Source organism: Lichenibacterium minor (assembly GCF_004137685.1).
Taxonomy (GTDB): domain Bacteria; phylum Pseudomonadota; class Alphaproteobacteria; order Rhizobiales; family Beijerinckiaceae; genus Lichenihabitans; species Lichenihabitans minor.
Window position 1 is genome coordinate 81,020 of sequence record NZ_QYBB01000018.1, and the last position, 12,876, is coordinate 93,895.

Genomic DNA, 12,876 nt, shown 5'->3' on the forward strand with positions numbered 1-12,876 from the left:
GCGATGCGCCCCCGCGTCCCCGCCCTCCTCCTCGCCCTGCTGGCGGCGTGCCCCGCCGCCGCCGGCGAAGCGCCGCGGCTGCGGGTGGCCCTCGCCCCCGGCGCGCCCGAAACCGTGTATGCCGCGCCGGCCGACGGCTGCACGCCGGACGACGTGCCGGACGCCCCCGTGCGGGCTTTTCGCGACGCCGCCGGCGGCGTGGCTCTGTTCGGGCTCCATTACGACAACCGAGCCCTGAGGGGCCCCGACCTCGGCCACCTCAAGATCGACTGCCACGTCGTCTACGCGTCGCACGGCGACCCCGACCCCGCGCGTTACGACGACCGGAGCTGGATCGCCGCCACCTGGACGGCGGACGGGAAGGACGTGTCGGCGCTGATCCACCACGAATACCAGGCGAACGAGCACCCCGGCCGCTGCCGCTTCCCGGACTACATGCAGTGCTGGTCCAACACCGTGCTGGAAGTGCGCTCGGCGGACGACGGCGCCGACTTCGCGCGCCCCGCGACCGTCGTGGCCTCGGCGCCCTTCCGGCAGGACGTCGACCAGGGCCGCCACCGCGGCTTCTTCAACCCGTCCAACATCGTGGCGGACGGGCGATACGAATATTTCATGGCCTCGACGACGGGCTGGGACGAGGCCGCGAGCGTCGCCGGCCTGGCCCCGGAGGCGGGCCGGGACCAGGGGGCCGGCGTGTGCCTGTTCCGCTCGGCCACGCCCGCCGAACCGCGCTCCTGGCGCGCCTGGGACGGGCGGGGCTTCTCGATCGCCTATGCCGACCCCTACCGCGGCACGCCGCATCCGAAGCCCTGCGCCGTCGTCGCCCCCTTCCCGGCGCCGGTCGGGTCGATCGTGCGCGTCGAGCCGGGCGGCCTGTGGCTGGCGGCCTTCCAAGCCAAGGCGGATGCGGGGTCCTTTCCCGTGTCGGGCTTCTACACCGCGACCTCGCCCGACCTGCTCCACTGGGGCGCGCCGCGGCTGCTGCTCGCCGGCCCGACGCTCTACGACGACCCGTGCCGGGCCGGCGGCCCGCTGGTGAGCTATCCCGTGATCCTCGACCCGGCCTCGCCGTCGCGCAACTTCGACCGCGCCGGGCGGAGCGTTGACCTCTACTACGACGTGCTGCAGACCGAGGGCTGCAGCGTCACGGGCCGGCGCAGCCTCGTGCGCCGCCGCGCGACGATCGAGGCCGCGCCGTGACGCGGCGGCTTGCCGGGCGGGGAACGCCGTGGTGGTGTGCCGCCGCCGGGACGGGCGGGGCCGTGGATCGCAGGACGCGGAGGGACGGGTGGATCGCGATACGTATCGCAGGGCGCGGTGGGCGGTGCTGGGGATCAGCCTCGCGATCTGCCTGCTGGCCTATACCCACGCCATCCCGCTCGTGTTCGGCGAGGCGGCCTCCTGCATGATCCCGCTGGTCTGGGCCAGCGACGCCTACCGGGACGAGAAGCGGCTGATGTTCGCCGTCGCCGCCACGCTGCTGCTGGTCACCGCCCTGCCGCTGCTGCATCTCGCCCGCCGCGGGTGAGGGCCGACGAGGAGACACGACGGATGACGCAGGACATCGAAGCCGCGCGGGCCAGGGCCGAGGCGCGGTTCAGGAAACCGGACGCCCCGGCCGAAACCGAGGCGGCCCGCGCCGAGCGGGAAGTGCGCGAGCGCACCGAGCGCCTGCGGGCGGCGCGCCTCGCCCAGGAAGCGGTGAAGCGCAAGGGCGCCGAGATCCGCGCGGGCCGGCGCGGGACGCCGTGAGGGCGCTCGGCATCGCCCTCGTGCTCGTCGGGATCCTGTGGATCCTGCAGGGAGCCGGGCTCGTCGGGGGCAGCTTCATGACGGGGCAGCGCCGGTGGCTGGGCATCGGCATCGCCACGGCGCTCGCGGGCGCGGCCGTGTTCGCCCGGAGCGCGCGGCGGCCTTGAACCCCGGCCGGCCGGGCACCCGGGCCCCGCCCTATTCCGCCGCCCTGAGCCCGCCCAGCGCGCTGGTTTTCGCGGCCGTGGCGGGGATGGGGTCCTGGATCAGCGTCCAGTAGCCGATCGCCGCCACGAGGGCGATGACGGCGCCGGTGACGAAGGCCATCGAGAAGTGCCCCGTCCCCTGCACGATGTAGCCCGTGACGGTGGGGGCCAGCGCGCCGCCGATGTAGCCGCCGAAGTTCTGCATGGAACCGATCGAGGCCGTGCAGTTGGCCGCCGCCGCCACGGACGCCATGGCCCAGGCCGACGACGAGCACAGGTACACCAGGAACAGCGACGCCGAGATGCAGGCGATCGCCAGGGCGTCGCTCGGCGTCAGCGCCGCCACCACGGTGAAAACCGCCGTGGCGACGAGCGAGGTCGCCATGGGGATCTTGCGGGAGCGGATCGGGTCCACGCCGCGGCGGACCAGCATGTCGACGATGCGCCCGCCCAGGATGCCGCCCGCCACCCCGAAGGCGAAGGGGATGGAGCCGATCAGGCCCGTCTTGCCGAGGGTGAAGTGGCGCTCGATCTCGAGGTAGCTCGGCAGCCAGGCGGTGTAGAGCCAGGTCATGTAGATGCAGCCGAAATAGCCGACGATCATGCCCCACGTCGTCCGGTAGGCGAAGAGCCGCCGCCAATCGGCCCAGGTGACGCGCGCCGCGGTGCCCGGCGCGTCGCCTTCGCGCAGAAAGGCGCGCTCCTCGTCGGTGAGGTCGACCTCGCGCGGGTTCCGGAACACCAGGAACACGGTGGCGGCGAGGACCAGGCCCGCCACCCCCATGGCGACGAACATGGCGCGCCAGCCGAAGTTCACCATCAGGCCGGTGAGCAGCGGCAGCGCCAGGAAGGTCCCCAGCGAGGACGCGGAGTTCCAGATGCCGGTGGCGGTGCCGCGCTGGCGGATGTTGAACCAGTCGCGCGACACGCGGGCGCAGGTCGGGAAATGCGGCGCCTCGCCGACGCCGAGCACCACGCGGGCGCCGACGAACTCCCAGAAGGACGTCACGACGCCGCCGAGCATCTGGCCGAGCGACCAGCAGCTCAGCCCGATCGTGAGCATCAGGCGCGGCCCGATCCGGTCCGAGATGGCGCCGGCGGGGAGCTGCGCGAAGGCGTAGGCCCACAGGAAGGCGGACAGGAGCAGGCCCATCTCGCCGAGGCTCAGGCCCATGTCGGCGCGGATCAGCGGGTTGGCCACCGCCAGCGTGGCGCGGTCGACGTAGTTGACGACGCCGGCCGTCACCAGAAGCGCCAGCGAGACGGTCTGGATGCGCCTCACGCGCGGCGTGCCCCGAACCTGCACCATGGGTCCCTCCCCCCGAATCCGGCCCCCCGGCCGGGGTGCCGCGGGCGCCCGGCCGTTTTCGGCTCGTGGTCGCCCGGGGCCCATTCTGCACCGATTCGGCGCGGGCGAAAGGTCCGTCCGGCCCCCGGAGGTTGCGCTTCGCGGCGCGGCGGCGCATCGACGGCGCGTCGACGGGCGGGGCTGACGCATGGTTTTGGGATTCGCGGTGCTCCTGGTGTGCCAGTTGGTCGGCGAGATCGCGTCGCGCGGCCTCGGCCTGCCGGTGCCCGGCCCGGTTCTGGGCCTCGTCCTGCTCGTCGCCGGCTTCGCCGTCTGGGGCCGCGGCCGCACCGATGCCGAGGTGGCGGCGAGCCCGGCGGCGCGCGTCGGCGACGGGCTGCTGTCGAACCTGGGCCTGCTCTTCGTGCCGGCCGGCGTCGGCGTGATCCAGTACGGCGGCCTGCTCAAGGCCCAGGCGCTGGCCCTGGCGTTGGCGCTCGTCGGCTCCACCGCCCTCACGCTGGCCGTCACGGTGCTGGTCTTTGTCGGGGTGTCGCGGCTGATGGGACACCGCGCCGCCGACGAAGCGCCGGACAACCGGGGGGACGCCGCGTGACGTCCGTCTTCGGCCTCTGGATCTACCTGTCGACGACGCCGCTCTTCTGGCTCACCGTCACGCTGCTGGCTTGGCTCGCCGCCGACGCGCTGGCGAAGGCGTCCGGCCGGCACCCGGTCGCCAACGCCGTGCTGATCGCGGCGACAATCGTGGGCGCCCTGGTGCTGGGCTCGGAGACGAGCTACCGCACCTACTTCGACGGCGCGCAGTTCATCCATTTCCTGCTCGGCCCCGCCACCGTGGCGCTGGGCATCCCGCTGTACCGCAACCGGGCGCTGGTGCTGCGCAACCTCGTGCCCATGATGGCGGCGCTGCTGGCCGGCGCGGCCGTTTCGATCGGCTCGGCGCTCGGCATCGCCGCAGCGCTCGGCGCCCCGCGCGACGTGCTGGCCTCGCTGGCGCCGAAATCCGTCACCACGCCGGTCGCCATGGCGGTGTCGGAGCGGCTCGGCGGCCAGCCCTCGCTGACGGCCGCGCTGGTGATCCTCACCGGCATCCTCGGCGCCGTGATGGTGACGCCGCTGATGAACGCCCTGCGGATGACGGACTTCGCCGCGCGCGGCTTCGCGGCCGGCCTCGCCGCCCACGGCATCGGCACCGCGCGGGCCTTCACGGTGGACAGCGTGGCGGGCACCTTCGCCGGCATCGCGCTCGGTTTGAACGCCCTGGTGACGGCCGTGCTGGCGCCGATGGTGCTCGGGCTGTTCTGACGGGCAGGAGGTGGTAGGCTGGGCTCATGGTCCCCGATCCCTTCATGCTCCGCTTCCGTTCGGCGCTCGATGCCGCCTTCGACGCCCACATCGCGTGCGTTGTGCTGTTCGGCTCGCGGGTGCGTGGCAACCACCGACCGGATTCGGACTACTACGTGGCGGTGTGCCTGCGTGACGAGGTCGACTTTAGCCGGCAAACCTCGATCTTGTCGGACATCGAGATCGACACAGACTTCACGATTAGCGCTCTGCCCCTGGGGGAAAACGCTCTCCACGAGCGCACGATCTTCATGGCCAACCTGCTGCGGGACGGAGTCGACCTGTGACTGTGCTCGCAATGTCACACAAGTTGTCGAATTCAAATTACGGCGAAGGTTCAAAATAGCTCGAAAGCAGAGGATATCAAGACATTTTTGTGGCGCTTCTCTACCGAAAACAGCTTCAAACAACCCTTGATGTCATATACCGTCTCTGCAAGGCGAGGACGATATGGGCGCACACATCAGCTACATGGGTACGAAGCGCGGTTTAGCGCCAATGGTCGTAGAGGTTTTAAGTCAAGCTAAGCCAGGGATCGTTTTCGACGTTTTTGCGGGAATGTGCTCGGTAGCAGAAGCTGTTGCACCATGGCGAAATGTTTGGACGAATGACGTTCAGCATTTTGCGTACCTTGTCGGTCATTGCTTGTTTAAAGCAAAAGCAGATCCTTTGAGTTGCACCGACGCAGCTGATGAATATCATTTGGCGTTTTTATCTCATCGAGACGACTTAATTAGATGCTTTGCCGACACTTTGAAAATTGAGAGATCTTTTAATCCAGAGATGAGCTTTTCAGAATTTAGCACAATCTACGCTGACTATAAGGAGACCTTGAAAAGAGAAATTAACAACATCGATACGCTCAGTATAGAAAAGTTTTTCTTCTTCACTAAATTCTACTCCGATTCTTATTTTGGACTTCAACAAGCTATCGATATCGACGCACTCTCATGCAGCGTCAGAGGACAAAACCGTAATTCTTCGCGCACTGCCGAGTGCTTACGGTGGGCGATAGTTGCGATGGGTCGGGCAGCTATTCGCATCGCGAACTCCACTGGACATTTTGCGCAATTTCTAAAGCCAAAAGAGAATAATTTTAAAGTATTTATAAGGCAGCGTCGCCGTCTTTTCTGGGAAGAATGGCTAGCTGCCATTGATGAATTGCGTCCAGTGGGGACTATCGACTGGCGGTTAGAAAATAGATGCTAAAATTGTGACACCCTTGCGATTATCCCTGAATTAAAAAACAGCAGCATCAAGCCATCTGTAATTTATGCGGACCCACCATATACTGACGATCAGTACTCACGATTTTATCATCTTTTCGAGACAATTGCTCTCTACGATACACCTCAATTATCTGGACATGGCCGCTACCGGACTGACAGATTTAGAACTCCCTTCTCTGTAAAATCGACATCCGCTGAAGCACTCAACGCGCTAGCAAGTGGCATTTCAGATTTAGGGTCAGACTTAGTACTGAGCTACCCGACTAATGGTCTTATATATCAGAGAGGTGTTGATCCCGAAAAGATACTGAGTTTGCACTTTGAAAAAGTGGATTGCTTATCTACAATTGAACATTCACATTCCACTTTCGGAGCATCAAAGGGTCCCTCAAAGCATGCTGTGGTCGAACAGCTTTTCTTCGCGAGGCACTAATGACTGAACGTCAGCCTCATGGCGCACTAAAGGATCTTTCTCCAGACAAGGTCAAGAGAAATTCCCAGAACCCTCGCCTCTTCTTTCGGTCAGAAGAGGCAGAGACTCTGATGACATCCATCAGACGATATGGAATCCAAGTCCCTATCACAGTATACGAAGAGGAAGATCATTTCGTTTTAATCGATGGCGAACGTCGCTGGCGTTGCGCGTTGAAGTTAAATCTGAAACGCATTCCAGCGTTAGTACAACCAAAGCCAACTGAACTAAATAATCTCCTTCTGATGTTCAACATCCATGCTCTTAGAGAGCAGTGGGATTATCTGACCATTGCCAACAAGCTTCCAGAGGTAATCAATCTATATAAGTTAGAAAACGGGGATGAAGATCCCAATGAGCAAGACCTTAGCGAACTAACCGGCTTGACGCGAGGACAAATTCGCAGATGTCGCTTACTGTTCAGTTTACCACCTTCCTACAGGCGAATGCTTGAGAAAGAACTTGAGCTTCCAAAGCAGAAGCAGCGTCTATCGGAAGACTTCTTTATCGAAATGGAACGATCTCTGAAGACTATTCAGAAACGACTTCCCTCTGTCGTATCTGACATGAACGACGTTCGAGACTCTTTGATAAAAAAGTTTAGAGACAAAACTATTAACAACATTACAGATTTTCGTAAGCTTTCAAAAATTGCGACGTCTGTTAGTACAATCGGTATTCAAGAGCAGAAAGCTCGAAGGGCTATAAGCCAAATTTTTAATGCTGACAACGGAATCAGCATCGATGAAATTTTTGCTGAGCAATTTGAGACAAGATATGATGAAAGAAAAATTGGAATCAATATAGACTCAATATATGAGTATCTGGATGCAACACTAGAGAGTAATGATCACACATCGATTGGTCCGAGTGTTCGCTCAAAGCTGCTAAATCTCCGAGAGATGATTGAGCGTGTGTTAGGGGCGGACGATGCCATTTGAGACCCTAACTGAGCGTCTACAGGCTGTCGCCACAACCAGTCTTAATCATTTCGTCGCTCGATATGGCTCTCATGGCCTTAAAATCGAGAATGGCATTGCCGACTCAATTTCGTGGAGACCCTCATTCTACTTACGTCCAGCTAAATATCACATTGTTGCAGTGGAAGTCGAAGATAATCTATATCCTATTAGCCTCAAAGGCTCGGCGCATGAAATCAGTATATATGAACTGCCCATTTCTGTCTATCAGGCATGCTCCCTCGAAGCCTATTTAGCAGACACAAGGCAGAGAGAAATAAATGCCTTAAAACAACACGGATTTGGTATCGTAACAGTGGATGAGAACAGTCATTTAACTGTTCAACATTCGTGCATCCCAATGGCTCAATTTATCTCGAAAGAGCAATTCGATTCCAGGATAAGTAGCGTTGGAAGCACGTTGAAGCCATCTCTGAAGTCGGCATATGAAACTTACTCAGTGCGAACAAACCAAGGACTTCAGGAGGCAGCGCAAGTCGTCGAGGGCGTCATCACGTCGGTCGTGTACCAAGCGGTTAAAAAAGGGATTCTAACAAATAGTCAAGCTTCAAAACCGCTTGCGGATCAGATTGATGCGTTGTATGCGACAAACAATTTCAAACCGTACCGAGCTGCCCTTGGCGGAGCTCGAGACTTTGTAAAGCAATATCGTAATTCTACGAGTCACTCTCCTGCTTCGGCTAAACAGGCTTCAGAGCGCGCAAGAATGGCAAGGAATGGCTTCTTGGACAGTATCTTGATTTGTGAAAATCTCTACAAAATGTCAAAGGCCATGAAATATAAGATACATATTCACAACACGTGATATAATGCATGATTTTGGCGATTAATTTGTATGCGGATTTACAAATCCAAACCTATTTAAAAAACACTGGCGCGAACGGGGAGGCGACACCGTTTTCCGGAAGTCGTCGACCATCAGCGTGCGAGTAACCGGCCGCGCCGCGCGGGCCGGGCACTCGGGCTGCTCGCAGATGCGGCAGGCGGGGTCGACCGCCGTGACCGGCGGGTCGGCGGCGAGCACCAGGACGTGGTTGCCGGGGCGGCCGAGAAAGAGGTCGACCGCCCGCCCAGCCCCGCGCTACGGCGGGGCCAGAGCGTCCTTCGGGGCGGATCCCGGGGGAGGCTCGCCATGGTCGACGACGTAGTCCTGGTCCACCGCGACGCGGACCTGCTGCGGGTGACGGTGAACCGGCCCGACAAGCGCAACCCGCTGAGCCGCCGCGTGCTGGCGCTGATCCACGACGCCTTCGCGGCCGTCCGCGACGACGAGGCCCTCCGGGCCGCGATCGTGACCGGCGCGGGGGACCGGTGTTTCGCGGCCGGCGGCGACCTGCGCGAATTGGACGGGGTTCGCTCCCACGCCGACGCCCTCGCCTTCTCGGACGAGGCCCACGCGGCGCTGGACGCCGTGCGCCGCTGCCCCGTGCCGGTCGTGGCGGCGCTGAACGGCGACGCGCTCGGCGGCGGCGCGGAACTCGCCGTCGCCTGCGACCTGCGCGTGATGGCGGCGGGGGCCCGCATCGGCTTCATCCAGGGGCGGCTGAACATCCCCACCTCCTGGGGCGGCGCCGCGGACCTGATGCGCCTCGTCGGCCCGGCGCGGGGCTTGTCGCTGCTGGCGCGGAGCGCGGCGGTGGGCGGCGCCGAAGCGCTCGCGATCGGGCTCGCCGACGCCGTCGCGGCGGACGGCGAAAGCTTCGGCGACGCGGTCGAGCGCTTTGTCGCGCCGATGCGGCGCCAGTGCCCGCGCGTGCTTCGCGCCTTCAAGGCGCAGGCGCTGGCCGACCGGGACGGCCTGCCCCGGGCGGAACGGCGGGCGGCGGAGCGCGCCGCCTTCGCCGACGCCTGGGTCCACGACGACCATTGGGCCGCCGCCGCGACGGCGCTGCGAACCATCGGCTCCCCGCCTTTCCCCGCGGGACACGGCGTCGTCGCGGAGCGATGACACCCCCTCCAACCGGGGCGAAGGCTGTGCTTCACCGCCGGGCGACCGCGCTCAGAACGGCGCGCTCTTGGTGTTGAGGTTGCTGAAGCCGTAGTTCGTGCCCGCATAGCCGCCGTTGAACCCGGCGGCGCTCGCGGGCGCGTCCGACGCCAGCCGCGGGCGCGAACCGTCCGCGTTGGCGCAGGCGGCGAGCAGGAGGCAGGCCAGCAGGGCGAGGAGGAGCCTCATGCCGCCGCCCGTTCGGCCAGCATTTCGCGCACCCGCGGGATCACCCGCGTGCCGTAGAGCTCGATCGAGCGCATCATCTTGGCGTGCGACAGCGGGCCGGCGCTGTATTTCATGTCGAAGCGCGACAGGCCGAGGCCCCGCACCGTCGCGGCGATGCGGCGGGCCACCGTGTCGGGCGAGCCGACGTAGAGCGAGCCGCCGTCGGCCTCGGCGTCGAACTCGGCGCGGCGCATCGGCGGCCAGCCGCGCTCGGCGCCGATGCGGTCGCGCATGCGCTTGTAGTCGGGCCACAGCTCGTCGCGCGCTTCCGCGTCCGTCGCGGCGACGTGGCCGTGGGAATGGACGCCCACCGGGCGCACCGGCCGGCCGAACTGCGCGAAGGCGCGGCGGTAGAGATCGACGTGGGGAAGAAAGCGCATCGGATCGCCGCCGATGATGGCCAGCATCATGGGGAGGTCGTGGCTCGCGGCCCGCACCACGGATTTCGGGCTGCCGCCGACCCCGACCCAGGTGCGCAGGGTGCCCTCGACGGTGGGAAACACCTCCTGGGCATCGAGCGGCGCCCGCACGGTGCCGCGCCAGGTGGTGGGGCCGCCCTTCAGCAGGGCCGCGAAGAGGTCGAGCTTCTCCTCGAACAGCGCTTCGTAGCGGTCGAGGTCGTAGCCGAACAGCGGAAAGGACTCGGTGAAGGAGCCGCGCCCCAGCACCACCTCGGCGCGGCCCGACGACAGGGCGTTCAGCGTCGAGAAACGCTGGAACACCCGGACGGGGTCGTCCGAGCTCAGCACCGTCACGGCCGAGCCGAGGCGGATGGCGGTCGTGCGCCCCGCGATGCCGGCCAGCAGGGTTTCGGGCGACGACACGGCGAAATCGGCGCGGTGGTGCTCGCCGACGCCGAAGAAATCGACCCCCGCCGCGTCGGCCACCACCGCTTCCTCGACGACGTCGCGGATCACCTGACCGTGCGGCAGGGGCGCGCCGTCCGGGCCGGCAGTGGTGTCGCCGAACGTGTCGAGGCCGAGTTCGAGGGGGTGGGTCATGCGCGGAAATCCGGTGGTCGTGGTGGCGCGCAGGGTAGCGGAAGGCGGCGCGGGGCGCACCTCGGGGGGCTGGTTCGCCGCCGCCTCGGCGGCGGCCGGGACGCGGGGGCACGGCGTGGCGCGGGCGAAGCGCGCCTATCGCGGCCGCGCTTCGGCGGGTCCGAAGCGGATCCGGTAGTCCCGGGGGCTGAGGCCGACGCGCCTGCGGAAATGGTGCCGCAGCGTATCGGCACCGCCCATCCCGACGGCGGTGGCGACCTCGTCGGCGCTCAAGCGGCCCGCCGCGAGCAGGCGCTTGGCCTCCTCGACCCGCTCGGCCGCGAGCCATTCCCCCGGAGGTGAGCCCGTGGCCTCGGTGAAGCGCCGGACGAACGTGCGGACGCTCATGCGGCATTCCCCGGCCATGCGCGCCAGCGGCCATGCCGCCCCGAGTTCCACCCGCATGCGGTCCAGCAGCGGCGCGACCTCGGACTGCCGCCGCGCCGGCACCGGCCGCTCCAGGACCTGCGCCTGCCCGCCCGCGCGGTGCGCGGGCATGACGAGGCGGCGCGCCACCGAATTCGCCGCGTCGGGCCCGTAGTCCCGGCGCACGATCTCGATCATCAGGTCGATCCCCGCGGCGCTGCCGGCGGAGGTGAAGACGCGGCCGTGGGACCGGTAGAGCGAGGCGTGGTCGACCGCGACCGCGGGATGGCGCGCGCGCAGCGCGTCGGCGTAGCGCCAATGCGTCGTCGCGGTGCCGCCGTCGAGGAGCCCGGTCGCGGCGAGCACGAAGGCGCCCGAGCAGATGGAGGCCAGCCGCGCGCCGCGCGCGTGGGCCGCGCGCAGGCGGCGGCACAGATCCTCGGGGACCGGCGCGTCGGCGCCCCTCCAACCCGGCACGACGACGAGGTCGGCGCGATCGATCAGCTCGGCGCCGTGGTCGGGCGTCAAGCGGAAGCCCCCCTGCGCCCGCAAGGGCCCGTCCTCGACGGCGCAGCTGGCGAACCGGTACCAGCCCTCGCCCATCTCGGGCCGGGGCAGGCCGAACACTTCGGCCACGATCCCGAACTCGAAGGTGCACAGGCCGTCGTAGAGGAGCGCGACGGCGAAGGGGCCGGTGGTGTCTGGCATGATCTTCACGGTGTCTGTCGTTCGCGCCGATTGCAAGCCGGCCGCGCCGCGCACACCCTCGCGTGGTCGACCGAAGGAGATCCCCATGCCGACCGCCGTCACCGCCGTGCCCCCCGCCCCGAGCGCCTCGGCCCGCGAGCATTTCGCCGCCGGGTTCGCGTTCGAAACCGACTGTTGGGACGTCCACGACGCCCTGTCGCGCGGGCCCGACTTCGTGCTGCTCGACGTGCGCGGCCCCGCCCTCTTCGCCGCGGGCCACGTCCCGGGCGCCGTCAACCTGCCGCAGGGCAAGATCGTGCGCTCGGCGCTCGAACGATGGCCGGAGGACACAATCTTCGTGTGCTACTGCGCCGGCCCCCACTGCAACGGCGCCGCCCGCGGGGCGCTCCGGCTCGCCGAACTCGGCCGGCCCGTGAAGATCATGGCGGGCGGGGTCACCGGCTGGCTCGACGAAGGCTTCGCGCTGGGGGTGGGCCAGGGTTCGGCGTGATCGGAGGCACCCGGATCATTGGGGCACCTCCATCGCGGCGCCTCTCCTCGGCCCGGTCCGGGATCGTGCCGCGTTCGACCGCGGGTCTGTCCTGTCGCGCGACGCCTCGCCAAGCCTGTGTCGGCGGGCTATCGACCGGCTCATGGCCGGAGGGACGCTCGCCTCGTCGGCCGCCCCGCCTCCGCGACGACGTCACGGCCCCCTACCCGCGCGGCAGAGCGCGCCATTCGGGCCGGCTCGCGCATGCACCCATATCGAGGTGCCACAGGGCATCGGCGCTCCGCTATGGGTTTGCCTGAATCGAACTGACCGCACAGACAGGTACAAGATGAGTCGTTCGATCAAAGTGGCAAGACCGCAATTTATGGCCGTGATAGCGCGCGTTGCCATTCTCCATGGGGCGTCTGCGGTGGGCAGGGCAACGGTCCTCGGCGCGCTGCGCACGGTCGCTCCCAATACCTTGTCCTGCTATGAATTTGATAAACTCGCCGACGAAGGTTTTCGGCCCACCGCCTCCGACGCGAGATGACATGGGCGCGAGGCGTTTTCCGGCGCCTTCCATCGGTCGATTGCGGCTTTCGCGTCGGCTGGCCTCGACATCTTGGTGGAGCACATCGTCGAGAAGGCGTCACGGCGCGCCGACTTCGATCGTCCACTGTTACCCCTCGACGTGTTTTGGGTTGGCCTGCTGAGCACCCATCAGTTTGACCGTTGGTCGTTGACGGGCTGACTCCTCCTGTGATTCAGGGCCTCTCGCTGATGCGG

At 65.6% G+C, this 12,876-nt stretch carries 18 protein-coding genes and 1 pseudogene; 14 read left to right on the forward strand and 5 right to left on the reverse strand.

Annotation, left to right across the window (positions count from 1 at the left end):
* Positions 1-3: 3 nt before the first annotated feature.
* From D3273_RS15975 to D3273_RS28280, 4 genes are all read left to right on the forward strand, one after another.
* Positions 4-1,200, forward strand: a complete 1,197-nt coding sequence (locus tag D3273_RS15975) for a hypothetical protein (RefSeq protein WP_129227885.1) — start codon at positions 4-6, stop codon at positions 1,198-1,200.
* An 88-nt stretch (positions 1,201-1,288) separates the two neighbouring features.
* Positions 1,289-1,528 carry a hypothetical protein gene (locus tag D3273_RS15980; RefSeq protein WP_129227886.1) on the forward strand — a complete coding sequence of 80 codons (240 nt, stop codon included), beginning with the start codon at positions 1,289-1,291 and terminating at the stop codon, positions 1,526-1,528.
* A gap of 23 nt (positions 1,529-1,551) precedes the next feature.
* Positions 1,552-1,752, forward strand: a complete 201-nt coding sequence (locus D3273_RS15985) for a hypothetical protein (RefSeq protein WP_129227887.1) — start codon at positions 1,552-1,554, stop codon at positions 1,750-1,752.
* On the forward strand, positions 1,749-1,919 hold the full coding sequence (locus D3273_RS28280; RefSeq protein ID WP_165359520.1) for a hypothetical protein: 171 nt from the start codon (positions 1,749-1,751) through the stop codon (positions 1,917-1,919). The genes D3273_RS15985 and D3273_RS28280 overlap by 4 nt, the downstream gene beginning before the upstream one ends.
* 31 nt (positions 1,920-1,950) lie before the next feature.
* Here D3273_RS28280 and D3273_RS15990 read toward each other — a convergent pair whose 3' ends face one another.
* Positions 1,951-3,267 (reverse strand): MFS transporter, encoded by a 1,317-nt coding sequence (locus D3273_RS15990; protein WP_245501201.1) that lies wholly within the window; start codon positions 3,265-3,267, stop codon positions 1,951-1,953.
* A 187-nt stretch (positions 3,268-3,454) separates the two neighbouring features.
* Here D3273_RS15990 and D3273_RS15995 point away from each other — a divergent pair, with 187 nt between their 5' ends.
* The 7 genes from D3273_RS15995 (at position 3,455) to D3273_RS16025 (ending at position 8,097) form a co-directional block, all read left to right on the forward strand.
* Positions 3,455-3,862, forward strand: coding sequence for a CidA/LrgA family protein (locus D3273_RS15995; protein ID WP_129227888.1), 408 nt, complete (start codon positions 3,455-3,457; stop codon positions 3,860-3,862).
* Positions 3,859-4,572 carry an LrgB family protein gene (locus D3273_RS16000; RefSeq protein ID WP_129227889.1) on the forward strand — a complete coding sequence of 238 codons (714 nt, stop codon included), beginning with the start codon at positions 3,859-3,861 and terminating at the stop codon, positions 4,570-4,572. Before D3273_RS15995 ends, D3273_RS16000 begins: the two co-directional genes overlap by 4 nt.
* A gap of 26 nt (positions 4,573-4,598) precedes the next feature.
* Entirely contained in the window at positions 4,599-4,898 is a 300-nt protein-coding gene (locus tag D3273_RS16005; RefSeq protein ID WP_245501202.1) for a nucleotidyltransferase domain-containing protein, read from the forward strand.
* Between the two features lie 163 nt (positions 4,899-5,061).
* Positions 5,062-5,820 (forward strand): DNA adenine methylase, encoded by a 759-nt coding sequence (locus D3273_RS16010; RefSeq protein ID WP_129227891.1) that lies wholly within the window; start codon positions 5,062-5,064, stop codon positions 5,818-5,820.
* Between the two features lie 45 nt (positions 5,821-5,865).
* Complete coding sequence (locus D3273_RS29965; RefSeq protein ID WP_428977785.1) at positions 5,866-6,273, forward strand: DNA adenine methylase; 408 nt, start codon at positions 5,866-5,868, stop codon at positions 6,271-6,273.
* The gene (locus D3273_RS16020) at positions 6,273-7,253 is read left to right on the forward strand and encodes a ParB/RepB/Spo0J family partition protein (protein WP_129227892.1); all 981 of its coding nucleotides are present in this window, start codon (positions 6,273-6,275) and stop codon (positions 7,251-7,253) included. The genes D3273_RS29965 and D3273_RS16020 overlap by 1 nt, the downstream gene beginning before the upstream one ends.
* Positions 7,243-8,097 (forward strand): hypothetical protein, encoded by an 855-nt coding sequence (locus D3273_RS16025; protein WP_129227893.1) that lies wholly within the window; start codon positions 7,243-7,245, stop codon positions 8,095-8,097. The genes D3273_RS16020 and D3273_RS16025 overlap by 11 nt, the downstream gene beginning before the upstream one ends.
* 21 nt (positions 8,098-8,118) lie before the next feature.
* Here the strand turns inward: D3273_RS16025 and D3273_RS29970 are convergent, their stop codons facing one another.
* A complete protein-coding gene (locus D3273_RS29970) occupies positions 8,119-8,316 on the reverse strand; it encodes a short-chain fatty acyl-CoA regulator family protein (RefSeq protein WP_207210793.1) in 198 nt (65 codons plus the stop codon).
* A 108-nt stretch (positions 8,317-8,424) separates the two neighbouring features.
* Here D3273_RS29970 and D3273_RS16035 point away from each other — a divergent pair, with 108 nt between their 5' ends.
* On the forward strand, positions 8,425-9,240 hold the full coding sequence (locus D3273_RS16035) for an enoyl-CoA hydratase/isomerase family protein (RefSeq protein WP_129227894.1): 816 nt from the start codon (positions 8,425-8,427) through the stop codon (positions 9,238-9,240).
* 51 nt (positions 9,241-9,291) lie between these two features.
* On the opposite strand, the gene D3273_RS28285 is transcribed toward D3273_RS16035, so the two are convergent.
* From D3273_RS28285 to ftrA, 3 genes are all read right to left on the reverse strand, one after another.
* Positions 9,292-9,468, reverse strand: a complete 177-nt coding sequence (locus tag D3273_RS28285) for a hypothetical protein (protein ID WP_165359521.1) — start codon at positions 9,466-9,468, stop codon at positions 9,292-9,294.
* Entirely contained in the window at positions 9,465-10,508 is a 1,044-nt protein-coding gene (locus D3273_RS16040) for an LLM class flavin-dependent oxidoreductase (protein WP_129227895.1), read from the reverse strand. Before D3273_RS16040 ends, D3273_RS28285 begins: the two co-directional genes overlap by 4 nt.
* A 135-nt stretch (positions 10,509-10,643) precedes the next feature.
* The gene (gene ftrA / locus D3273_RS16045; protein ID WP_129227909.1) at positions 10,644-11,621 is read right to left on the reverse strand and encodes a transcriptional regulator FtrA; all 978 of its coding nucleotides are present in this window, start codon (positions 11,619-11,621) and stop codon (positions 10,644-10,646) included.
* Between the two features lie 85 nt (positions 11,622-11,706).
* Here ftrA and D3273_RS16050 point away from each other — a divergent pair, with 85 nt between their 5' ends.
* Together D3273_RS16050 and D3273_RS29975 are read left to right on the forward strand one after the other, a co-directional pair.
* Positions 11,707-12,111: a rhodanese-like domain-containing protein gene (locus D3273_RS16050; RefSeq protein WP_129227896.1), complete on the forward strand. Its 405-nt coding sequence runs from the start codon at positions 11,707-11,709 to the stop codon at positions 12,109-12,111.
* Between the two features lie 550 nt (positions 12,112-12,661).
* Positions 12,662-12,841, forward strand: a pseudogene (locus D3273_RS29975) (phosphotransferase-like protein); the annotation flags it as partial.
* Positions 12,842-12,876 lie beyond the last annotated feature (35 nt).

Bases quoted from the DNA above. Each gene is read 5' to 3' on its own strand.
- D3273_RS15975 (WP_129227885.1), top strand. From the start codon at position 4: ATGCGCCCCCGCGTCCCCGCCCTCCTCCTCGCCCTGCTGGCGGCGTGC.
- D3273_RS15995 (WP_129227888.1), top strand. From the start codon at position 3,455: ATGGTTTTGGGATTCGCGGTGCTCCTGGTGTGCCAGTTGGTCGGCGAG.
- ftrA (WP_129227909.1), bottom strand. From the start codon at position 11,621: ATGCCAGACACCACCGGCCCCTTCGCCGTCGCGCTCCTCTACGACGGC.
- D3273_RS16035 (WP_129227894.1), top strand. From the start codon at position 8,425: ATGGTCGACGACGTAGTCCTGGTCCACCGCGACGCGGACCTGCTGCGG.
- D3273_RS15990 (WP_245501201.1), bottom strand. From the start codon at position 3,267: ATGGTGCAGGTTCGGGGCACGCCGCGCGTGAGGCGCATCCAGACCGTC.
- D3273_RS16010 (WP_129227891.1), top strand. From the start codon at position 5,062: ATGGGCGCACACATCAGCTACATGGGTACGAAGCGCGGTTTAGCGCCA.
- D3273_RS16005 (WP_245501202.1), top strand. From the start codon at position 4,599: ATGGTCCCCGATCCCTTCATGCTCCGCTTCCGTTCGGCGCTCGATGCC.
- D3273_RS16050 (WP_129227896.1), top strand. From the start codon at position 11,707: ATGCCGACCGCCGTCACCGCCGTGCCCCCCGCCCCGAGCGCCTCGGCC.
- D3273_RS16020 (WP_129227892.1), top strand. From the start codon at position 6,273: ATGACTGAACGTCAGCCTCATGGCGCACTAAAGGATCTTTCTCCAGAC.
- D3273_RS28285 (WP_165359521.1), bottom strand. From the start codon at position 9,468: ATGAGGCTCCTCCTCGCCCTGCTGGCCTGCCTCCTGCTCGCCGCCTGC.
- D3273_RS16040 (WP_129227895.1), bottom strand. From the start codon at position 10,508: ATGACCCACCCCCTCGAACTCGGCCTCGACACGTTCGGCGACACCACT.
- D3273_RS15985 (WP_129227887.1), top strand. From the start codon at position 1,552: ATGACGCAGGACATCGAAGCCGCGCGGGCCAGGGCCGAGGCGCGGTTC.
- D3273_RS16025 (WP_129227893.1), top strand. From the start codon at position 7,243: ATGCCATTTGAGACCCTAACTGAGCGTCTACAGGCTGTCGCCACAACC.